Source organism: Sphingomonas sp. PAMC 26605, assembly GCF_000241485.1.
Taxonomy (GTDB): Bacteria; Pseudomonadota; Alphaproteobacteria; order Sphingomonadales; family Sphingomonadaceae; genus Sphingomonas.
In genome coordinates this window covers 60,043-81,831 of sequence record NZ_JH584242.1, presented here as the reverse complement: position 1 = coordinate 81,831, position 21,789 = coordinate 60,043, and the positions used below count along the sequence as shown (strand labels likewise).

Annotated in this window: 14 protein-coding genes and 3 pseudogenes; 2 read left to right on the top strand and 15 right to left on the bottom strand. The window is 63.0% G+C overall.

Going from position 1 to position 21,789, the window contains the following annotated elements; translation table 11 throughout:
• Both RH90_RS22760 and RH90_RS18645 read left to right on the top strand, forming a co-directional pair.
• On the top strand, positions 1-201 hold a 201-nt coding region (locus tag RH90_RS22760; RefSeq protein WP_010187969.1), incomplete at its 5' end, for an integrase core domain-containing protein.
• Between the two features lie 196 nt (positions 202-397).
• Positions 398-613 (top strand): annotated as a pseudogene (locus tag RH90_RS18645) (integrase core domain-containing protein); the annotation flags it as partial.
• 937 nt (positions 614-1,550) lie between these two features.
• Here RH90_RS18645 and RH90_RS24785 read toward each other — a convergent pair.
• The 15 genes and pseudogenes from RH90_RS24785 to RH90_RS18575 all read right to left on the bottom strand — a co-directional run.
• Positions 1,551-1,767, bottom strand: a pseudogene (locus RH90_RS24785) (transposase); the annotation flags it as partial.
• A gap of 147 nt (positions 1,768-1,914) precedes the next feature.
• Positions 1,915-3,189: an IS701 family transposase gene (locus RH90_RS18640; protein ID WP_010187967.1), complete on the bottom strand. Its 1,275-nt coding sequence runs from the start codon at positions 3,187-3,189 to the stop codon at positions 1,915-1,917.
• A gap of 487 nt (positions 3,190-3,676) precedes the next feature.
• On the bottom strand, positions 3,677-4,468 hold the full coding sequence (locus tag RH90_RS18635; RefSeq protein ID WP_010187966.1) for an SDR family NAD(P)-dependent oxidoreductase: 792 nt from the start codon (positions 4,466-4,468) through the stop codon (positions 3,677-3,679).
• Positions 4,469-4,523: 55 nt separating this feature from the next.
• A complete protein-coding gene (locus RH90_RS18630; protein ID WP_010187965.1) occupies positions 4,524-5,801 on the bottom strand; it encodes an MFS transporter in 1,278 nt (425 codons plus the stop codon).
• 61 nt (positions 5,802-5,862) lie between these two features.
• Entirely contained in the window at positions 5,863-6,825 is a 963-nt protein-coding gene (locus RH90_RS18625) for an alpha/beta fold hydrolase (RefSeq protein ID WP_198283467.1), read from the bottom strand.
• On the bottom strand, positions 6,822-8,324 hold the full coding sequence (locus RH90_RS18620; RefSeq protein WP_157134724.1) for a glycosyltransferase: 1,503 nt from the start codon (positions 8,322-8,324) through the stop codon (positions 6,822-6,824). The genes RH90_RS18625 and RH90_RS18620 overlap by 4 nt, the downstream gene beginning before the upstream one ends.
• Before the next feature lie 309 nt (positions 8,325-8,633).
• Positions 8,634-9,817 (bottom strand): annotated as a pseudogene (locus tag RH90_RS18615) (IS701 family transposase).
• Positions 9,818-10,701: 884 nt separating this feature from the next.
• On the bottom strand, positions 10,702-10,977 hold the full coding sequence (locus RH90_RS22200) for a hypothetical protein (protein WP_010187959.1): 276 nt from the start codon (positions 10,975-10,977) through the stop codon (positions 10,702-10,704).
• Positions 10,978-11,042: 65 nt separating this feature from the next.
• A complete protein-coding gene (locus RH90_RS22195) occupies positions 11,043-13,337 on the bottom strand; it encodes a serine/threonine-protein kinase (protein WP_010187958.1) in 2,295 nt (764 codons plus the stop codon).
• The gene (tssH, locus tag RH90_RS18600; RefSeq protein ID WP_051124864.1) at positions 13,334-15,988 is read right to left on the bottom strand and encodes a type VI secretion system ATPase TssH; all 2,655 of its coding nucleotides are present in this window, start codon (positions 15,986-15,988) and stop codon (positions 13,334-13,336) included. Before tssH ends, RH90_RS22195 begins: the two co-directional genes overlap by 4 nt.
• Complete coding sequence (tssG, locus tag RH90_RS18595) at positions 15,985-16,995, bottom strand: type VI secretion system baseplate subunit TssG (RefSeq protein WP_010187948.1); 1,011 nt, start codon at positions 16,993-16,995, stop codon at positions 15,985-15,987. Before tssG ends, tssH begins: the two co-directional genes overlap by 4 nt.
• Positions 16,992-18,866: a type VI secretion system baseplate subunit TssF gene (tssF, locus tag RH90_RS18590; RefSeq protein WP_010187935.1), complete on the bottom strand. Its 1,875-nt coding sequence runs from the start codon at positions 18,864-18,866 to the stop codon at positions 16,992-16,994. The genes tssG and tssF overlap by 4 nt, the downstream gene beginning before the upstream one ends.
• Entirely contained in the window at positions 18,866-19,399 is a 534-nt protein-coding gene (gene tssE, locus RH90_RS18585; RefSeq protein ID WP_010187932.1) for a type VI secretion system baseplate subunit TssE, read from the bottom strand. The genes tssF and tssE overlap by 1 nt, the downstream gene beginning before the upstream one ends.
• The gene (locus RH90_RS18580; protein WP_232280419.1) at positions 19,396-20,208 is read right to left on the bottom strand and encodes a type VI secretion system accessory protein TagJ; all 813 of its coding nucleotides are present in this window, start codon (positions 20,206-20,208) and stop codon (positions 19,396-19,398) included. Before RH90_RS18580 ends, tssE begins: the two co-directional genes overlap by 4 nt.
• Positions 20,209-20,248: 40 nt before the next feature.
• Positions 20,249-21,784 carry a hypothetical protein gene (locus RH90_RS18575; protein ID WP_010187928.1) on the bottom strand — a complete coding sequence of 512 codons (1,536 nt, stop codon included), beginning with the start codon at positions 21,782-21,784 and terminating at the stop codon, positions 20,249-20,251.
• Positions 21,785-21,789 lie beyond the last annotated feature (5 nt).

The following is a 21,789-nucleotide window of genomic DNA, read 5'->3' as shown; positions in this document are numbered from 1 at the left end:
AACGGCGAGGTCTTCTACAGCCTTGCCGAGGCAAGGGTGCTGATCGAGGCGTGGCGGCGCCATTACAACACCGTCCGGCCCCATAGCAGCCTGGGTTACCGCCCACCTGCACCCGAGGCGGCAACACCGCCATTGCCGGCCTCCGGTTCCGCTTCGCTCCACCTCCGCCCGACAATGGCGGCGGAGACGACAATGCACTAACTATCTACCCGGACCACCCAGTGGGGGCTGCTCACCCGCGAGTACATCCAGCGCCGAACCGCGGAAGGGAAATCACCTCGCGAAATCCGTCGATGCCTCAAACGCTACATCGCCCGTGAAATCTATCAGCATCTCTGCACCGACAAACACCCGGCGAAACCCTACGCAAACGGCACTTGACCAACATAGGAGCATCAACGCTTTGGCCGAGACGATCAATGGCCTCTACAAGGCAGAGGTCATCCACAGGCGTGGACCCTGGCGATCCTTCGAAGCGGTGGAATACGCGACCCTCGAATGGGTCGACTGGTTCAACCACCGCCGGCTGCTGGAGCCCATCGGCAACATCCCGCCTGCCGAAGCCGAAGATCAATATTATGCTGCCGCGGACAACATCGATATGGCAGCGTGACTCACAACCCAACGCCTCCGGTAGACCCGGCGCGGTTCAGTGGCGGCCTGGGCGCGGCCGGCTGCGGTTACGATCGCCCGAGGGTCATCGCGCAGTACACCAAGCCATGAAGCTAGGTAGCATACCATTGGATGGCAGATTTGGCGCTTTGCACCGTGCATTTACTGGTGCTCTAGTCACTCGGCGGCCGGTCCCGGGCGATTCCTAGCGAACACGCGGCCGCTGCTAAGCGTTGCCGTTTATCAGTTCGATGCTGACAGGCGGCGCCACGCACTGCGCGCTGTTCGCGGCTGCCAGACTGTCGTACTGCTAAATGCCCGTTCCGTAACGCGTGCCCTCGAGCATAGGGCAAACTCGCAGATGCGGGTGCTCATATCCTGCCGGCTGGAACAATCGCCGGCCGAATCATTCGTTCCGATGAAGTTCCGATGATAACTATAGAAAATTCCACGCGGCGCAGCGTCCTGGCGGCAGCGGGCGCTCTGGGCGCCACCGCGCTTTTGGCGCGGCCTCTAAGTGCGGCCCGCAAAGGCGGCAAAAACGATCCGGCCCAATCAGATTTCAGTCCCACCAGCGGGTATAGCGGATCTCAAGCGCCGGCTTCATTTCGCGCGTTGGGCGAGCCGCGAAACCGGAGCCGGCACGTTGTAAGCGTGCAGTTTCGCGACTTCCAGCAGGTCGTGAAGTATTGTGCCGAGCGTCATGATTGGCGAAGGGCGGAAGCGCGGCTGAATGCCTGACCGCAGTTCATCACCATGATCGACGGAGTCGACCTCCGGTCATCCATGTCCAATCTCGGCATCCAAATGCCCTGCCGTCTTCATCGAACATGGTTGGCTCGGGTCGATCATAGAGCAGATGAAGATCATCGGGCTACCGGTTGATCCGACAGCCCATAGCAGCAGCGCCGACGATACCTTTGATGTGGTCATCCCCTCTGTTCGGCCCAGCGTCGGAAACGGACATAGACCAAGTTCCGCTTCCCGTAGCGCTCATGCATATCGCGCCCGGGGGCAGCCAGCGCGCAACACGTGCAGCATGCCGTTCAGGAAGCGACGGTCGTCGTGCGATGGGCGGGCTTTGCGGTCGCGCTCTGAGGGAAGCAGCACCCCGAGGATGAACCATTCCTCGTCCGACACGTCCCCTCGACCCAACGCTACCGCCAAAAGCCAGTCTTGGATCAGAGATCAATCCGTTTGGAAAACCACTATGTCAACACGGCCTAGCACTACTTTGGCAGATTGTGTGTCGAGGGTGGATCCAATGGCGCTTCGCAATGCGGGCAGCGCCTCGGCGGGGGCCTAGCGAAGACGTTGAGGATCGCCTGCCGGACGGCCGGCATGGTTGGTTGTGGCGGCGGTCCCCCGACTCTTTTTTTTCCGTCCCGCGGCGGTGAGGCGGCGGGACTGAAGGAAGGCATAGGCGATCATCGTCATCAGTGCGTGTCGGTGCAGCCCTGTCCATGATCGACCCTCAAAGTGGTCGAGGCCGAGTTCTTCCTTGAGCTGCTGGTGCGCCTGCTCGCAGATCCACCGCGCCTTGATGGCGCCGGCAAGCGTCTTGATCGGCGTGTCGGCTGGCAGGTTCGAGAGATAGTATTTCCGCTCGCCGGTCGAGCGGTGCTCCCCGACCAGCCATACTTCCTCGCCGGGCAGATGTTGGTTGCCCATGTCGCGGATGCGCTGGGTCGGACCATCGGCAACGCGAACGCGCACCGCCGCAAAGCGAGCGGTCAGCCGTCCCTTCGTACCGCGTCGCCAACTGACCGATCTCCATGGCTGATCGGCCAGCAGCTTCTCGGCGGCCACGGACTTGCTGTCAGGGATGTGGTGTTGCCGCGGGCGACCGTGGCCAGAGACAGGAAAGATCATGGCGACATCGGCAGCATATACCTTCTGGCGATAAGGGATGCCGACCGCCCAGGAGAGACCTCGCTCACTCAGCGCCTGGCGGAATGGAGCGCTCATCCCGTATCCCGCATCTGCCAGAACGCAGCCGAAGCGCACGCCTGCCATCCTGACCCTGTCGATCTCCTCGATGGCGATCTCCGGCTTGGTCAGGGCGATTTGTCGGTCGGCGGGCACCTTCGCCTTTGCCATGCGCTCCGGATCGGAAGTCCAGTTTTCTGGCAGGAACAAGCGAAGGCCGACCATCACCGGCACCTCACGCGACGCTAGCGTCACGGAAGCCAGCGTCTGACAGTTCGCGTTCTTGCCCAGCGACGAGGCATATTGCGGCGCTACGCCGACCGAGTGACGGCCCTTCTTCGGCATCGCCGTGTCATCGATGACGAGGAAGGCGCCGGTGCCCCCTACCAGCCGGTCGGCCGCATTCAGCAGTGCAGCTTCGAGCGGAGCGCTGTCCCATATTCCCGCTGCGACGAAATGGTGAAGCTGATCGTAGCCGGCCTCCCCACCCCGCGCAGCCATCGGCTGCACGCTCTTGCGATCTCCGGGACCTATCAAACCGGCGATATACTGCGGGCACATCTTGCGCCGTGCCGGATGCGACAGCCCTGCCAGAAACGGCGCCAGCCATTGCTCCAGATCGGTCCGCCAGCTCTCGTCCACCGCCATCGTCGTAAGTCCGCCAGCCTACACTGACAAATGGGAATCAACGACGATTCAAGCTGGTTCCTTCAACCTGCCAAAGTAGTGCTAGGCTGCAAGAACTACGAGTGCATCCGCGATGCCGTGACCGATCTTCTCCTGCGGTGTCGTAATCATGCGGATGTAGGCGTTGCCGCAGATACTGAACCGCCGACGCCGCTTAAAGTCCCGCCTTACATCATCTAACAAGCCGGCCGGCGCGGGCGGCTGCGAGGCTCTGGCTTCCGACAACGCCGCGCCCCGCCGGTTAAAATTCCGGTGGGTGTATCGATCTTTTCCCGACTAGCTCTGGGGGGCGCCGCGGCAATGGTCGAGTGTGCCCGCAAAAACGTCGCTTATTATAATGACACTGAGGCAAGCCGCCATTTCGCAGCGTGGGAGCAACCCACACTCTTCGCAGTCGAACTGCGCGCGGCCTATCGTGCGTTCCGTGGGTTAACCTGGCTGGGGCGGGTCATACTGACACGCCGCCGTCGACGCGCAGATTTGCGCCTGTGATATAAGCCGCAGCGTCGGAACAAAGATAAGCGACCAAAGCGGCAACTTCGTCGGCAGCCCCGAAGCGCTTGAGGGGGGCCGAGCGCCTGACCTGTTCGTATCTCGCGCCGAGCATCTGACGCAATAGGTCTGTATCAACCCGGCCGGGCTGCACCGTGTTAATCGTGATGCCCCGCTCTGCAAGCTCGCGGGTCAGGCCGCGGGTCATTCCCTGCAACGCCGCTTTGGTCATCACATACGCTGCATAGCCAGCATATGGCATATAGTCGCTGCTAACGCTGCCGACATTCACGATGCGACCGCCGTCGGGCATGTGGGGCAACACACTTTGGATAGCTAAGAAGGGGGCCTTCAGGTTGACGGCAAGCGCTTGATCGAGATCCTCGGAACTGAAGGTCTCGATACGCCCGGCCGCGCTAACCGCTGCGTTGTTGACGAGGACGTCCAGTCGACCGAACTTGTCTATCGCCTTGACGACGCCCATTCCACCGGCGCCATGTGTCGCGGAATCCGCTTCGATTGCAATGATGGTGCGCCCAGTCGGGTGCAGCGCATCAACAAGCTGCTTCGCGGTTTCGGATGAGGTCTTGTACGTGAAGGCCACATCAGCACCATTTGCTGCTAGCGCGCGAACGATCGCCGCGCCGATCCCCCGTGCGCCGCCCGTTACAAGCGCGACCTTGCCGAGCAGGGGGAGCGGTGCACGAGGTTCAACGCTTTCAAACTCGAACAGACTGTTCGATGTCATCTTAATCTCTCCAGCATTAGAATGTTGGGTCGGGCCGCTCAGGATCGTGAGGGCCTTATTCACTAACGGCAGCTTTCCTGCGGATGCTCAGAAGTGCGAACAGGCTCAAGGCTGCCCCGCAACTCGCATACAACCCGACCGGACCAAGACCGCCCCGCGCCGACAGGGCGGTGGCCACGATCGGCGTTAACCCCCCGCCCAACGTTCCTGCCAAATTGAAGGACAAGGAAACGCCGGTGTATCGAACGCGGGCCGGAAACAAAGTCGGTAGCCACCCGCTGAGCGGCCCGTAAGCAAAACCCATGGTAAGCAGGGCCAACGCTATATAGGCGAAAAGAAGCACTGGTGATCCGCTTTCGATCATTGGGCTAATCAAGCACCCTGCCAGGATCGCGCCTGCGCAGCCGCCGGCAAGAACCCGCCATTCGCCGAAGCGGGTGTCTGCCAGCCACGCGGCGAGGAAAATGCCCAGGACCAGAAACGGAATGGCCGCAAGTTGGGCCGCGAGTGCGAGCTGCATCGAGTAGCCTAAGGCCTTCACGGCGTAGCTCAGCGTGAACGCCGTCGCGACATAGTAAAGAACGAAGCAACCGATTGCCCCGATTGTACCGGCGATGATTGCCTTTGCGTGGACCGAGACCAATTCCGCGATGGGTACACGTGGGGGGGCGGCCTGATTTCGCGCGGCAGTGAAGGCGGGAGTTTCAGCAACTGTGAGGCGGATATACAACCCGAAGGCCACTAGTAGCGCGCTCAGCGCAAAGGGGATGCGCCAGCCCCAAACGTAAAATTGCATGGGAGTCACCCATTCCCCTATTGCCAGAAAGACGCCGTTGGCGACGAACAATCCGGCTGGCGCGCCGAGCTGAGGGAACATGCCATATCTGGCGCGCCAGCCGCGCGGGGCGTTTTCAATTGCGAGCAGGGCCGCCCCGCCCCACTCTCCTCCCAAGCCTACACCTTGGCCGAAGCGCAGCGTGCACAGCGCTAGAGGAGCCCAGAGCCCAGCCTGTTCATAGGTTGGCAGGATCGCGATCAGAGTCGTCGAAAGTCCCATCGTCAACAAAGACGCTACAAGGGTAGATTTTCGTCCGACACGATCCCCGAAATGACCGAACAGCGCCGCGCCTACCGGACGCGCGACGAACGCAACGGCCATCGTCGCGAACGCGGCGATCTGTTGTCCGGTCGCCGAGGATGCGGGGAAAAACAGTTGCCCGAGCACAAGACTTGCTGCGGTCGCATAGATGTAGAAGTCGTAGAACTCAATGCTCGTACCAACAAAGCTTGCGAGCAAAACGTGTCCATGACCGGAATGTAAACTCCGCTTCATCTCTGAATGACTCCGCATCTCGCGGATCGGGGACAGGCCCGCGCCTCGCGCTCAACTATAATCATAACGTTTCCAAGACTGCGGGCGAACCCGATTTCCTGGTGCTGAACCGCACTACTGCCTCGGCGAAGTCGCCGGCCTGTTCGATGTGGATGAAATGGCCACTCTTGCCAAAACTTAGAAGCAAGCTGCGGGAAATGGCATCGTTCAAGATAGCGGCCCAGTGCAAGCCACAGATGAAGTCGTGCGCGCCGGCAAGGATGAGGGTCGGGACGGTGAGCAGCGGCAACTCCGCTCGGACATCAAAGGGCGCGTTGTCGCCTTGCACGAACGAAAAGCGTAAAGCCTCGCGCAACGCCTCCATCACCTTCACGTCACGACCGGGATCCGCAAAATAGACCGGCAACAAACCGCGCATCGTTTCGGTATAGCGAAGGTCGTCGCATATCGCCGGGACGGTCTGCCAGGCGCGCAAAACCGCTGCGGAGTGCTCAGGTTCCGAGTAGCCAGCGACGGTCTGACGAAGCGCCAGGTCTGCCGCCTCTATAAAGGCGGGACCCGTTACAGCGGAGGTCGCGTACAGGATCAAGCCGGCGATCCGATCGGGATGGTCGAGGGCATAGCGTTGGGCCACGAAACCGCCATGCGAATGGCCAAGCAAAAAAATGTCCGTCAGATCCAGCGCCGAGAGAAAACCGTGAAGCTGGCGGCTGTAGCGGTCGATGCTGTAGCCTGCTGGATGCTCCGGCAGCCGGCCCGATCCACCTGTTCCAATCGGCTCGAGATAGACCATCGTTAGCCGGTCCTCAAGGAGTGGCATGCGCATATAGCGCCAGTCGCCACCGGGCCCGCCCGGATGGACGACGCATACGGGACCAAAGCCGGCAACGTGATAGGCTTGAGCAACGCCATCGACCGAGATCGTGTGGGCCCCTTGAGCTAATGCGGATGAATAGCGCATAGAATTCTCCAAAATTTGCAAGCTCGCCAGGCCGTGTTCTGGCGTTGGTTTGTGCTGAATCATGCAGCGCGCGACATACCAAGCCGGTGCTCTTCCAGGCTCTCTAGAATGATTGCGTCGCCGTGACAGCGGGCAAAACCGTTTGCAATCGCGTGCGCCGCGCGCCGGTGCGGCGAGTTGGCCTCCAGCAGCGCCTCCACGCCAGCGCTGATATCCGCCTGGTTCGGCCGCGCCGTCCGGAGATCAAGGCCCGCTCCGGACGAGGCGATGCGTGCCGCGATCTCCCGCTTGTCCTCGCTCTCGCCTGCAATCACCATAGGCACGCCGCATGCCAGCGCCAGCAGGACGGTACCGAATCCGCCATTGCTTACTAGCGCATGCACGTGTGGCAGCACCCAATCGAGCGGCAGATTGGCGGCGAGACGCGCATTGTCGGGAACGATGATTCCCGTCGGATCGCGACCGCCGGTGGCGCCGATAACGATAAGATCGTTGCGGTGCGCCAGCGCCCGCAGTGTCGGCAGCAGGAGCTGTTCGAGGTCGCCATTCGCAACGGTGCCCTGCGTCACCAGGATTAGGCGCCGCCCATCCGCCAGCCGCTCCGCCCAGTCGGGAAGTTCGACGCGTTGCGGCACTGCCGGCCATAGTCCGATATGGCGGATATGAGTGGGCAAATTTGCGCGCGGATAATCGAGCTCAGGCAACCCGCCCTGCCAAAAGATGTCCGCGTGCTGCGCGGCGACATCGAGAAAAGAACCCCGGGGCTTCACGCCTATCGCTTGCAAGGTGCTCACGAACCGCGCTTGGACCGAACCGAACGCAGCTTCCGTTTGCGGCGTCACCAGCGCTTGTTCGGCCGCGCGTGCTGCGGGATCTTGGGCGGAACTTAGCCCGAAGCCGTGCGGCAGACCGTCCTCACGCGGCAAGCCCAGGAATGTGACCCCGCACGACGCGACGAACGGGCGGGTCGCGGGCGGGGAGAGCATAAGCGGCACCGCGCCGAGGAACAAGTGGTCAGCGATCACCCCGTCCGGGCGGTAGCTGTCGATGAGCGATGCCAAGGCGCGAAACTGCCCGACCATCGGCTTTACGAAAGCGCGGTCGAGTTCGGCTGCGAGCGCAGCGCCCCTGCCCAGCCTTGTATGATCTGCAAGCCCTGTCCCAATGTCGCAAAGACAATCGCCGTCAGGCGGTAATGCCGCGAAACCTGCACCCGTCGCTTGAACCCGCTCTCGAAACGCCGACCCCGTCAAGACCAGAGTTTCGTGCCCGTGCCGACGCAACAGATGTGCGATGCCGAGCACGGGATCGAGATGGCCGGTTGCGGGCGTTGCCGCGAGGATAATACGCATCGCATGCTCTCTTGTTTTCTGCGACGCGAACGACCCTGCGCAGGAGCTGCGGGATTTGCCTTCGCGCCGTTTCGGGAAGATTGCGATCTGGCCCCCGGCAGTTTCACCTGAAACATTGCGCCGCCGTTGCAATTGAACGAATTGAGCAGCGCGGGAAGCGCCGCTGAAACCCCGTAAGCCCAGGTCCTGGGACGATTCGATGACGGTCATCTCTGTCTCATCTAAAGTCGCGAGTGACCTAATGCCCGTCGATGTCTTTGTTCCGTTTCTGGTCACCGCGACTGTGTTGACGATGGGGCCGGGTTGGAAACCGCGATGGTTTTGCCCGCTGCCGCGATACAGGGTGCGTGTTACGGGGGCACCAGAGCGTTGTGAACTGCCTCCTGCTGAGTGGTCCATGGACTATAAACGTCTGGAGCGAGGAAGCGACGACCAGTGCCTGCCAAAAAGCACAAGCCTGAGGAGATTGTCGGGAACCCGTGTGAAGTTGAAATTGTGCTAGCACTACTTTGGCAGATTCTATTTCAGGGGCAGATCGAGCGGCGCGTCACAATGCGGGCAGCGCGTCGGCGGCGGCCTGGCGCATATGTTGAGGATGGCCTGCCGGACGGCCGGCATGGTCGGTTGTGGCGGCGGTCCCCCGACTCTTTTTTTCCGTCCCGCGGCGGTGAGGCGGCGGGACTGGAGGAAGGCGTAGGCGATCATTGTCATGAGCGCGTGTCGATGCAGGCCGGTCCATGATCGGCCTTCGAAGTGATCGAGGCCAAGTTCTTCCTTGAGTTGCTGGTGCGCCTGCTCGCAGATCCACCGCGCCCTGATGGCACCGGCGAGCGTCTTTATCGAGGCGTCGGCAGGTAGGTTCGAGAGGTAGTATTTGCGCTCGCCGGTCGAACGATGCTCGCCGACCAGCCGGACGTCCTCGCCGGGCAGATGCTGACCACCCATGTCGCGGAGGCGCTGGGTCGGACCATCGGCGACGCGAACGCGCACCGCCGCGAAGCGTGCGGTCAGCCGTCCCTTCGTACCCCATCGCCAGCTGACCGATCGCCATGGCTGCTCGGCCAGCAGCTTCTCGGCGGCCACGGACTTGCTGTCGGGGATGTGGTGTTGCCGCGGGCGACCGTGGCCCGAGACCGGGAAGATCATGGCGACGCTCAGCGCCTGGCGGAACGGCGCGCTCATGCCGTATCCCGCATCTGCCAGAACGCAGCCGAACCGCACGCCGGCAGCCATCACCCTGTCGATCTCTTCGATCGCGATCTCCGGCTTGGTCATGGCGACCTGTCGATCAGCAGGCACCTTCGCCTTTGCCATGCGCTCCCGATCGGAGGTCCAGCTTTCCGGCAGGAACACGCGAAGACCGACCATCACCGGCACCTCGCGCGATGCCAGTGTGACCGAGACAGCGTCTGGCAGTTGGCGTTCTTGCCCAGCGACGAGGCATATTGCGGTGCGACGCCGACCGAGTGACGACCCTTCTTCGGCATCGCCGTGTCGTCAATCACGAGGAAGGCGTCGGTCCCGCCAACCAGCCGGTCGGCCTCCTTCAGCAGCGCAGCTTCGAGCGGCGCGCTGTCCCAGATCCCTGCTGCGACGAAATGATGAAGCTGATCGTAGCCAGCTTCGCCGCCTCGCGCAGCCATCGGCTGCACGCTCTTGCGGTCGCCAGGCCCGGTCAAACCGGCGATGTACTGCGGGCACATCCTGCGCCGCGCCGGATGCGACAACCCTGCCAGAAACGGCGCCAGCCATCGCTCCAGATCGGTCCGGCCAGCTTTCGTCCACCGCCATCGTCGTAAGTCCGTCAGCCTATACTGACAAACGGGAATCAACGACGATTCAAGCTGGTTCCATTAACCTGCCAAAGTAATGCTAGGTTTGGCGATGAAGGAGGTATCGTCGCCATTATCGTACGCGATTTCGCCATCGAGCCAGCCATTGGCGCGCAGGATCGGCCCAACCGGTTGCGGTCACCTGATCGCTTCCATCGGCAGTATTCCAGTCGCAGTCGACACCGCTCGAAATGAACCTGCCGCCGACCAAGGCGCTGAGCGCTCCGACCGCCATCTCACCGGTGCCGTCGGCATCTTTGCGCAGATAAGGCGGGCCGCACAGATCAAGATGGTCGCGCGGCCAAGTTCCGCCCGCCACGATCCGCCACGTGGCGACGAGGCCGGCGCGCGCGGCGCATCACCCGGTCTCCAGCAGCCTAGGAAGGCGAAGCGTATCCGGGCAAGCCCCTGCAACCGGGTCTTGCGGTGTTCGGCTGCGGACTTCACCCAACGGAACACCTCTTCGATCCGTTTTCGGACGCGGATACTCGAGCGATACCCTGGATGGCGTGTCGTGCGACCGTTAATCGCGGGGCGCCAGCCGTTCATATTCCCGGCGACGCGCTGAGTGACGCAGCGTTTCCGCAACTCGGCGACGAAGTCGCATGTGTCGTCTGCCCGGTCCGCCGCCAGCGTGATCCGTCACGCCTCCGGGCGCTTGAAATCGTCAAGCTTCGCCACCGCGGTCAGCCGTTCGGCAAAGCCTGCCACGCGCGTGTTCTCGGCATCGACCGCCAGCCCGTTGCGGCTCTCCATCAGAACGTGCCCCCATGTAGGCCCGCCCCGGGGCTCTTGCGATACAGCTGCGCGTCCGGATCGGTGGTCGAGGCATGGGTTTCATTGCTGTGCCTGGGGTCGCGGAAGGCGATCTCGCCGTTTCGCCCACCCGGGCCGTCGGCGGGCGGGTCGTCCGCTCCGATCTCATCCTTGGGACGAAAACTCTTAATGTAGCACCATGCCTCGTTCACCAGCCCACGGATCGCCCGAAGCGGGTAGCGCGCCGGTACCCGCTGCTCCAGATCGAGTCGCACGGCTTACGACTGGCTGGCGCTGGGCATGCTTTCGGACGAAGGGCGGGCCCATCCTATTGTTCCATCTAATCGTGATGGCGACCGAACAATCCCAGCAATCCGCCCGATTTACGGTGGCAAGCAGGCGCATGTTGCAAAGGCAGCCAACGCCTGGAGACTTCGCCCTCAATCTGACCTCGATAGCGCCGCATGGGAAGCGTGCCGTGATAGCTATAAGTGACGTTGCAATCATCTGCATAGATTTTTGCGACACAGGCACCGAGCGACAATTGCCCGACGTCATTCCACCGATCATCAGCGAAGCGGCGGCACAGAGACAACGAGGTCGTGACCAGCTTCTTTGCCTCTTCTCGGCGCGACCCCACCGTTATCTTCTCCCTGGCCGGGGTAGCACGCACGGTCGGCCGCTCGGTCGGCGACGGTTGTACATCGCGTTTCGCTACCTCCGGATCAACACGGACCCAAGCTGCCTGCGTCAGCCAGCCATGCCGCGTCGCCTGCCAGCGGAACGCCTTGTAGAAATAGCCGGCCGGCTCGATCGGCCGCCCCGAAGACATGCCAAGATCGAGCGGCGTGTCCGACTGGACTAGGAGGAAACCCACCGGCCCGGATTGCGACAGGCAAAGCCCCAGCCGATAGCTGCCATCGCCGTGGTTCTGGAAGAAGTCGGGATGGAGTTGCGCCTGCCGCTCAAATTCGCCACGGCTGCCAGCGATCTGCACGATCATACCTGACGGCAGCAGGCCCAGAAGCGCGAACTCTCGTCGGCTGCCGCGCGACCAGCTGATTTCAGGCCGCGCGCGCGGATCGGCCGGGCAGCCGGGCGTTTTTACCGTGAGTGCGAGCACCGGACTCGCCGCCTGCAATGTCGCCGGAATGTTTTGCAGCCCGACGTCGAGCGGGCGCGCGACCGCGGCAATGTCGCACCAAGCCGTCGGCATCGGCAACACAGCTGCGGTATCTGTCCGTCCCGGGTTGAGCCCCTTCGCAACTAGCGCCGCCTGCGCCTGTCCGCCGAGCGCTGCCGGATCGCCCGACGCGCCGCTCAGCACCGCCGCCGCCCCCGGCTGGAAGCTTGTCGCAGAAACCCAGCTGCACGGCAGCGTGGCAAGCGCGGCTTGCATCGGCGATCCCGAAACGGACTTTGCCAAGGCGGGATGGGTGACGATCCGCTTCGGCGCGACGGGCGGCGGCAGCGATGGTCGAAGCAAAGCGATGCCCCCCGCAAGCGCCGCCGCGGCCCCCAGCACTCCGGCGACTAGCGTCCGCGTCGGGCGGCGACGACGCGCGGGCGTGGTCGTCGGCAGCTTAAAGGTCTCCAACTTGCTTTCCACTGACACCGGCGGCGCGGCGATGAAGGTCGTGTGGGCCGCGCCGAAGGACGCATCAGAGGTCGTTGCCAATGGTGCGTCGACGGCATCGATACCGTTGAGCGCCTCCAGCACCGCCGACATCGAACGCAACCGCGCGGCCGGGTCCGGGACCAGCATCCGCGCAAGCACCGTTGCGAGTTCGGGCGGCACTCCGTCAAGCGATGGTACGACGCGGCGGCGTTCGACCGCGTCCGAGAGCGTCGTTCCCATGTCGGACGGGCGGCCGCTGGCGAACGCGCGGAGCACGAGGGCGGTACTGTAAACGTCCGTCCACGGTCCGATCGCACGGTCATGCTCGCCGAACTGCTCAGGCGCGACGTAGCCGAGCTTCCCCGCAAAGCCTGTGCCAATCACGGTTTCGACCCCGATCTCGAGGCTCTTGGCTATGCCAAAGTCGATGATCCGCGCCTTGGCGAGCGAGCCGCCCGGCAGAAGGATATTGTCGGGCGACACGTCGCGATGCACCACGCCGAGCTGATGCGCCGCATCCAGCCCGCCAGCTAGCCGACGGGCGAGCCGCAGCACGCGCGCCAGGCTCGGCCGGGTGCCGTCAAGATGCTCGGAAAGCGCCTCGCCGTCGACGAAGTCGGTGACGATGTACAACAGATCAAGCAGTGGCTCGCGTGCCAGCACACGATAATGGACGATCGCGGGGTGCGACAATTGGGTCAGCACCCGCGCCTCCTTCCGGAACAGAGCGGCAATTTTTGGATCGCTGGCGAGGTGTCTGCGGATCGCCTTGATCGCGACGCGGTCGTCGGTCTCGACGTTCACGCCGTCATACACGTCGCCCATACCGCCACGCGCGAGGAAGCGGTCGACGCGGTAGATCCCGTTGAGCAGGTCTCCGGGTTCAATCCCGCCATCCGACCGGCGCACGCTCGTTGCACCCGTCGGCACCGATCCGCCGTCGGCAGCGATGATCGTCAACGGGTCCGGCGCGCGGTCCACAGGATCGGACGACGAAGTATCGTTCGTGTCGCTCATTCCGTTGCCTCGGTGAAATCGACATCCGTTAGCGCTGCGGCGTCGCAGCGGTAGGCGAAGCGCGCATCCTCGACGCCGACGACAATCGTCGCGGTCGTCTCGCCGCCTAATTGCCGCTCGAGCAACGCGGTCGACAGCTCGGGCAGCAGCGTATTTGTGAGGATCGCGTCGACCATCCGGCCGCCCGAGGAAACTTCGAGGCACCGCACCGCGATCAGCTCCACTGCATCGGCATCGTAGATCAGGCGAATCGCGTGATTTTCCGCCACACGCGCCACCACGCGGTCGAGCTGCAGGCCGATAATGCTGCGCAGCATCGCCGCCGACAACGGCAGATAAGGCAACGCGATGAGCCGGCCGAGCAATGCCGGGGGAAACGTCTTGAGCAGCTCGCTCTGAAGTACACCCGCCAATGCCTCGGGCTCAGGCGCGAGATCGGCATCCTCGCACAGCGAAGCAATCAGCTCGGTGCCGACATTGGAGGTCAGCAGGATCATCGTGTTGCGGAAGTCGATGAACCGCCCCTCGGCATCCTCCATATATCCCTTGTCGAACACCTGATAGAACATCTCGTGGACGTCTGGATGCGCCTTCTCGATCTCGTCGAGCAGCACGACCGAATACGGCCGACGCCGGACCGCCTCGGTCAGCACGCCGCCGCGCCCATAACCGACATAGCCCGCCGGTGCGCCTTTGAGCGTCGAGACCGAGTGCGCCTCCTGGAACTCGCTCATGTTGATGGTGATCAGACTGTCGCTGCCCGAATAGAGCAGGTCGGCTAGGACGTGCGCTGTCTCGGTCTTGCCGACGCCAGAGGGCCCGGCGAGCAGGAACACGCCAACCGGCTTGCTGGGATTATCGAGCTTGGCACGGCTTGTGCGGATGCGTCGTGCGATCGCATCCATTGCATGGTCCTGCCCAATTACTCGCGCCTTCAGCCGCGTTTCTATCGCCAGAGTTCCAGCGAGTTCGTCGCGAACCATGCGGCCGACAGGAATGCCTGTCCAATCGCCGACGACGGCGGCCACGATATCGGCATCGACCTCGCCGAAGATCATCGGATCGTCACCCTGTAGGGTCCGTAGCTCGCCGATCGCGGCGTCGAGCGCAGCCGCCGATTTCGCGCCTTCCTCCGCGATCAACGCTGCGCGCGCGATGCCTACCGCCGCAACCGCCAAGCGCTCGGCAGCCCAGCGCTCCTCGAGTTTGATCAGATCATCGCGCGCGGCAACCAGAGTCGCATCAACCCACGAGACACGATCAGAACGGTCATAGCGGCCGTGCGACTCGCGCTCGGCAATCGCGCGCTCGGTCTCGAGCAGTTCTACGCGCCGGCGTGCGTCCTCGACCGCCGCCGGCGCGGCATGACGTGACACCGCGACGCGCGCGGCGGCGGTGTCGAGCAGACTTACGGCTTTGTCGGGCAATTGCCTCGCCGGTACGTATCGCTGCGAAAGCCGGACCGCCGCCTCGATGGCTTCGTCGAGCACGACGACCTGGTGATGCGCCTCCATCACGCCTGTCAGCGAACGCAACATTGCGATCGCGCGATTGGTGTCGGGCTCCCCGATCGCGACTGGCTGGAACCTGCGTGTTAAAGCGGGGTCATTCTCGAAATATTGCCGGTATTCGGCCCAGGTCGTCGCGGCGATCGTCCGCAAGCGCCCGCGTGCCAGTGCCGGCTTCAACAGGTTGGCGGCATCGCCCGTCCCCGGCGCGCCTCCGGCGCCGATCAGCGTATGTGCCTCGTCGATAAATAGCACAATCGGGCGTGTCGACCGCTCTACCTCATCGATGATCTGGCGCAGACGCTCCTCGAACTCGCCCTTCACCCCCGCGCCGGCCTGCAGCAGCCCGAGATCGAGTGCGTGGATTGACACGTCTGCAAGCGGCGGCGGCACATCGCCGTCCGCGATGCGACGCGCCAACCCTTCCACCACCGCTGTCTTGCCGACCCCGGCCTCACCGGTCAGAATCGGGTTATTCTGGCGTCGCCGCATCAGGATATCGACCATCTGGCGGATTTCGGCATCACGGCCGACGATACGGTCGATCGCGCCGCTGCGCGCGCGCGCGGTCAGATCGATAGCATAGAGCGCCAACGCGTTGTCGCCGCGTGAATCGACTGCGGCGACAGGATCATCACCGCCATCGGCGTCGATCGAGATGGTGGTTTCGGATGAACCGGCAGTAATGGCGCTGAAATCTGCAACGAGTCGGTCCGCGTCAATCTTGCGCCATTCGCCCGACACCCCGTGCGCCAACCGGCGCAAACCATTGGTCTTTAGCATCGCTACAATGAGATGCCCCGTTCGGATCTGCCGATCACTGAACATAAGCGAGGCATATAGCCACCCGCGCTCGATCAGTTCCTCGATCTGCGGGGCGAAATCGGAGACCGCCGTCGCCCCGCGGGGCAACTGGTCGAGCGCGGTGAGAAGATCGGCCGACAGCCGCGCATCGTCCAGTGCGAAAGCAACGCGGACCGCCGCCAGATCGTTCTGCCCATCGCGCACCATAACGTGCAACCAGTGTGCCAATTCCACATACGGATTGCCGCGCTGGCGGCACAGCCCCGTCGCGGTCTCGATCGCCTTGCGGGCGGCAGGATGAAGGCGCCCAAATAGGGCTGACCGGCTGATCTCCGTCAAGATATTTGCTCCTTAATATGATGGCTGGCCATTCGACGCGCGCTCGGCCCCAAGCGCGCGTCGGCGCGCGCGTCGGCGCCGCGTGGTTTGCCTGTCCAGGCGGACCAGCCGATCCGCATGCCGCCGCCAAGACGGATCGGCGCGACCGCACGCGCCGGGAGTTCCAGTTCCACCTCCCATTCGAGATGCGGCGGCGCGAAGGAATCGAGCGCGTCCGTCACCAGCGCGAAGCGCTGGCCGCCGGGAAGAAACGCGGCATAGGTGCGTGCGTCTGGCATGGTCAGCACTACGCGGAAGGCGTCCTGCGCGGTCTGGACCCGCCGTCCGGTGAGGATATCCTGCCCCAGCGCCGCGAAGCGCTGTCCAAGACCTGTGCGATCCTCGGGTTCAACATCGCGCCAGCGCGCGACGTTCTCGACGACCCGCACTGAGACACGCAGCAGGTCGCTCAGCGCGTCGGCGATGGCAGCGGCGCTGCGCGGAGAGACGTACAACGCCGCATAGCGCAAACGCGCGCGCGCCGGGAAGGCGGAATCGGTAGTGGCCCCCTCCTCCGCCCCTGTAAGTGCGGCGAGCCGATCGCCGAAATGGTCGTCACTGGGACGGTCGATACTTGCGGCCGGACTTGCGGCGCTCCAGGCGCGGTAGAAGAATTGCAGCATTCGCCCAGCTGCGAGATCAATGAAATCGCCGAACGGCTGCTCCTTCGCGTAACGACGTTCGTAGGAGGCAAACTCGGTCAGGTGAAGCGGCAGTGGGCCCATCGGCCCAGTCAGGCCAAGCCAATATCCTTCGATGCGCGGTCGCGCGCCATCGAGGGTGATTGCGCTCAACGAAGCGGCGGGGAATGCCATCATCGGCGTCTGGGCAAGCGTTGCGACGTCGTCGGACGGTAGCTTGGACTGACCGATACGCGGCAGCCCTGACGCACGAGCTTCCGCCGCGCGCAGCAGGGCGAGCGGCGTGAGCCGAGCTACCTGTGACGCGCCGCGCGCGAGCAGGCTCAAATGGTCGGACGATGGCCGAGATGTGCTGGCCATTGCGCAAATCCTCTCCGCTGAAAGCTGTCAAAGGTCGTCTCGATAAAGCTGTTGACGGCAGCAAACTCGGAAAGAAACCGGTCGAGCACCGCACTGAACAGAAAGGCTCGGCCATTCTCGAAACCGCCCTCGTCGAGGGTGATGTGCAGCCGCTGTCCGCGCAGCATTGCGCCCGAACCCTGTCCGGGCGCGCGGCGCGAAATCGGACTGGCGCGAATTGTGCGGACCGCTTCGACCTGACGGCGCAGGCCGGGGTCGTCGACCTGACCATATAGCGCCAGATGTCGGCGTAGTAGCGCAGCATCCTCTTCCCGCGCGCTTGCAAATGCGGTGAAATTGGGAGTCAGATGGCCGATCACCTGCCACGCTGCATCCCCCAGTGCGAGCGGCGGACGCGGACGAGTCGGCGCGCGCAGTATCGTCGTCGCGCGGACCGGAAACCCCTCTTCGAGGCGCAGCGCGTTCTCGCCGGTGCGCATCCGCATCGGCAGTTCGCGGTTCGTCACCAATGCGCGAACCGACAGTTCCCGGATTTCCTCGAGACGAGCGGGGCGGCCGGGGGCACTAATGCTGACCCAGTTCTCGACGCCGATATAGTCGCCGCGCGCTCGCGAGCGCTGTTCGCGCGTCGACAGGCGGCGTGGCCGCAGCCTGCTGACATAGAAGAGGGCATCGTCCCAATCATGCAGCAGGCCAGCAAAGTCGTAGAGCGGCACAACCGGATGAATCTGTGTCGCCTCATGCCCGTGCGCACGCATGTCAAGGATGCGGTACACCTCGTAGTCGATTGGGCGGGTCCGGTCCGGGATGATCTGGCGTTCGTGTGTAAACGGGTCCATCGCCACCCGGTCGAGCTGCTTTTCAAACAGATTGACCGCGGGCGTAGCGAACAACCGGAAGTTGCTGGACGAAACCGCCCGGGCGAGGACCTCGGACACCTGGCCGAAGAGTATGACGACGTCGCAGGCAGCGTGCCCCGAACATGCTGCGAACGCATCGTCGAGCCCTTCCAGCCCGACGAAGAGGAAGCGCTCCGGGCAGGCGAAATATTCGCCAAGCAAACGGTAGCCGCGGTGCGATCGCTTGTCGCCAGGCAACAGGCCCTGGTCTTCGTCAAAGCCCTGCGGCACCGGCACCGGTAGGCGCAGGGCTGCGCTGACCGCATCGGCAGAGCCCGTAGGACGCGCGACCACGGCAACGGCCTCGCCGATCAGCTGCCGGTACAATTCGCCGGGAGTCGTGCCGGCACCATCAAGATAGAGCGGCAGGCGACCCGGGCGGAGCACGCTCAGATCCGCGCCGCCTGTCGCGACGAAGCGGAGCCGCAACCCGGCCTCGACTGGCGCACCGTGATGGCCGGCTATGAAGGGGGCAACTTCGGAACGGCCAGCCAGATATTCGGCCTCGACCAGCTGCAGCGGCCACAATGTGACCGCGTGTCCGCTTCGGAAGTTGACGGGCGTCTGATCGCGATCGCTCGCGGTGCCGCGCATCGTCGTGTGGCGCGGCACGGCGATGCCCTCGACCAGCGCCGCGTCGCCCTCGCGCGGTTCGAACGCCACCACGCACATCGACGGGGTGGGAGCGAGATAGTGCGGCTGGATCGCGTTCAGTAGATGCTGGGTGAAGTCACCGAACTGGTCCTGAAGCTTGAGTTGAACCCTCGCCCCAAGAAACGCGACCCCTTCTAGCAGGCGCTCGACATAGGGATCGACATCGCCGACCGCGCCAAGGCCGAGTCGACCTGCCACCGAGGGATGTTCCGCGGCAAACTCCTGCGAGGTCTGCCGAAGGTAGATCAACTCATCATTGTAAGCCTGGAGCAGCCGAGGATCCATCATTCGCCCCAAAGCTCGACGACACCGGTGTCGATCTCGACATCGCTGCGAAACACTACCGGCAACGCCTGGGCGGCCGCTGTGAGATCTCCCCGGATCACGAAACCGATCCGGTGCGCGCGTTCGCGGTCGGTGTCGGGCTGCACATCGAGCGTGCTGCGGGCTACGCGCGTCTCGAAGACCGCGATCGATTGCCGCATCTCCCTCGCGCGCGCCTGCACACCGGCGCGCGTCAACAGCCGGCCAGTAAGATCGGCGAGTCCGTAATTGAGCGTCGAGGCCGCTACTTCGGGAACCGCCGAAAGATCCTGGATCGCGGCGAGATTGGTTGTGTTCAGCAGCCAATTCAGTTCGCGCAGAACGGTGGCGCGCAGCGCCGCTTCGTTGAAGCGCTCAATACGCGGCACGGTATAATAGCGAAGCGATGCGCGGTCGATCGCGCCAACCTCCTCCGTGTCCGAACGGAGCCCGTCGAGCTCGAGATCAGCGACGAGCTTGTCAAACAAAGTCGGGTTGGCGCGTGTCGGCGTCATGGCCGGTCAAACTTAATGCGGCGGAACGACAGGATGCCGACATCTTCGCCTGCGTCGGTGGTCCACACGCGTTGCCCAGCGCCGTGTACCGCATAAGGCAATTCCCGCCACTCGGTCCGCCGCGCTAGCCGCAAGTCCGCGTCAGCTTCATGCTCGACGCCGGGGTAGCGAACCGGCAGCATAGCGGCGAGCGCCGGACCGTCGCGGAAACGTATTTCCGCTGGCAACCACACCAGATCGCGCAGATCGACCGGACCGGCGGTGACGATCTCCTCGATCGTCGAGAACGGGATCAGGCCCCAGCGCCCGGCAACGATGGCTTCCACCGTTGGGCCGAACCGCATATCGCCGTCGAACAACGTCCGAAACGGGCGGCCATCTACTTCACCACTGAACAGCGGGCAGCGATCGAACGCATCGGACCGCAACTGCACGCTGCGGGCGATATAACCCGCTGCCTCGGCCTCGATCGCGGCAACGAGATCGGCAGCCCACCCGTCGGGGTCAACCAACAGCGTGGCCTCCCCCTTCCCGGCAAAGCACGCCGCGCGGGTCACTTCCCCGGCGATCGCCTGTCCGTAGCCTGCCGCCAGCATCTGCGCCTCGGGAGACAATTGCGCCAGTGTCCGCAATTGCGCACCCGCTTTGTCCCACATACCTTCGACACATAAGAGCTGGAAAAGATACATTCGAGACCGCTGGTCGGCAGGTCGCTTCCGAATGTCATCGATCAGATTGACGATTATCGCATCAACATCGGCACCGCTTTGAATCGCAGCCGGGGCTATGTTCTTATGACACTGGTTCACTTTGGTCTCGCCCTACTCGCAAAAATCTATCGAAACTGTGCTATTGCGAACTCTTCATATCTTGTATCTTATCGTAAAGTTCTTGAATAGATTTGTATGATTCCTTCACAGCACCGGCGGCGTCCGGTTTGTAATCTTCCTTTATGGAAAGTATTATTTCGGATTTTTCTAGGTCAGATGCATCGCCGGAGAACGCCTTTTTTATCTCAAGACTTTCCACTATCCAGCTCATGAGCGTTGTCGATGCGTCACGGACACCTTGGAACTGCAGATCCTCCTGCTTATCCAAGATTTTCATTTCCTGCCCAAACTTGACCAGAGATCCGCCCCAAATGGCTGCCTGGTTATCGCCAACCCATTTTGCGAGTGTGAGCGCAAACGAGATTACGGCTTCCGTACCTCGCAAGGTCTTCAGCCCGCTATCCATCAGACGGGTCGCCATGTCTGACCGGAGCGCCTTGGAAAACTCGATGCCTCGTTCGGCGTACGCGACGAGCCACAAAATCGAGACCTTGTTGCGATAACCGGATCGGACACGGTGTATCCCGCCGCCTCTCTCGCTACCGATGATTTGCGCAACGAGTGCTTCATTGGCCTTGAGCTTTTCGACGTCGGCTACAGCCGTACTGTGGGCCAGTTGGTCATTCTGGATCAGGATCTCCATCAGCAGCCCGGTAAGATTATTGGCCGTGTGGACGAGATGCGTCAGCTTCATCTCGTAATTTTTCAAAGCGCTTTCGAAGCCCTGCACGGAGGGGCCTCCGGTGACGCCGACCGCATTCATTATCGGCCCCGCGCCCAACGATTTTGCCACAGTGCCAACGGCGTTTTTGCCGAACGCCGCCATCTTGTGAAAACCTGTCGCACCGGCAGCCGCAGGACCGCCCGCCTGCGACGGAAAATTGGCTTCGGTGATCGCGATGGAGCGCTTGAGCCCGATCGTCGGCGGAAGTCCCTTAAGCGCGGAGTTTGAAGATGTGTAATACTGATCGATCGCTCTGGCCTGAGCGATAACGGCCTTCTCGGCCTCCGTGACGCTCTGCCAGGATTGTTGCATCAGTCCGGCGAGATCCGAGACGGCCGACCACAAGGCAAAGACCGCCGGTATAGAGGTCGCCCCGAACGTCGGCGCAGCGGTCACCACGCCTACAGTCGCGGTGGCGATGGACAGCATGCTTTTCAATGCAGCGACGCTTTGATCGCAACGGTTCTTACGCCAGGACTGGATGATCGGCGCTTGTGTATTGTACGCGTCATTGACCCATCGCGGCGCGGCGGCAATTGCCTCCTGCAGAGGTTGCGCGATCTGCGAGACCCTTCCGTTGGCGCGATAGTATTTCGCGAGCTGTGGCGCGACTTCGGTCACCATCTTTTTCGCGACGGCTTCGATGATAGCGGTTTCGAGCAATGGATTCTTCAGGATCGTCTTATACTTTTCCCCGTCCAGCCGGACCGCGAGCCTGAACTCGCCGGGCGCCGAAACCTGCTCCCCGCCACTCCTTAGGATCGAAGCCAACGTTCCGTGGAAGACGGTTAGCGTTTGTGGCTGTGATGAAGAGAACGACAGAAAAGGCATTTGCA

Bases quoted from the DNA above. Each gene is read 5' to 3' on its own strand.
- RH90_RS18640 (WP_010187967.1), bottom strand. From the start codon at position 3,189: ATGGCGGTGGACGAGAGCTGGCGGACCGATCTGGAGCAATGGCTGGCG.
- RH90_RS18635 (WP_010187966.1), bottom strand. From the start codon at position 4,468: ATGACATCGAACAGTCTGTTCGAGTTTGAAAGCGTTGAACCTCGTGCA.
- RH90_RS18630 (WP_010187965.1), bottom strand. From the start codon at position 5,801: ATGAAGCGGAGTTTACATTCCGGTCATGGACACGTTTTGCTCGCAAGC.
- RH90_RS18625 (WP_198283467.1), bottom strand. From the start codon at position 6,825: ATGATTCAGCACAAACCAACGCCAGAACACGGCCTGGCGAGCTTGCAA.
- RH90_RS18620 (WP_157134724.1), bottom strand. From the start codon at position 8,324: ATGACCGTCATCGAATCGTCCCAGGACCTGGGCTTACGGGGTTTCAGC.
- RH90_RS22195 (WP_010187958.1), bottom strand. From the start codon at position 13,337: ATGAGCGACACGAACGATACTTCGTCGTCCGATCCTGTGGACCGCGCG.
- tssF (WP_010187935.1), bottom strand. From the start codon at position 18,866: ATGGATCCTCGGCTGCTCCAGGCTTACAATGATGAGTTGATCTACCTT.
- tssE (WP_010187932.1), bottom strand. From the start codon at position 19,399: ATGACGCCGACACGCGCCAACCCGACTTTGTTTGACAAGCTCGTCGCT.
- RH90_RS18575 (WP_010187928.1), bottom strand. From the start codon at position 21,784: ATGCCTTTTCTGTCGTTCTCTTCATCACAGCCACAAACGCTAACCGTC.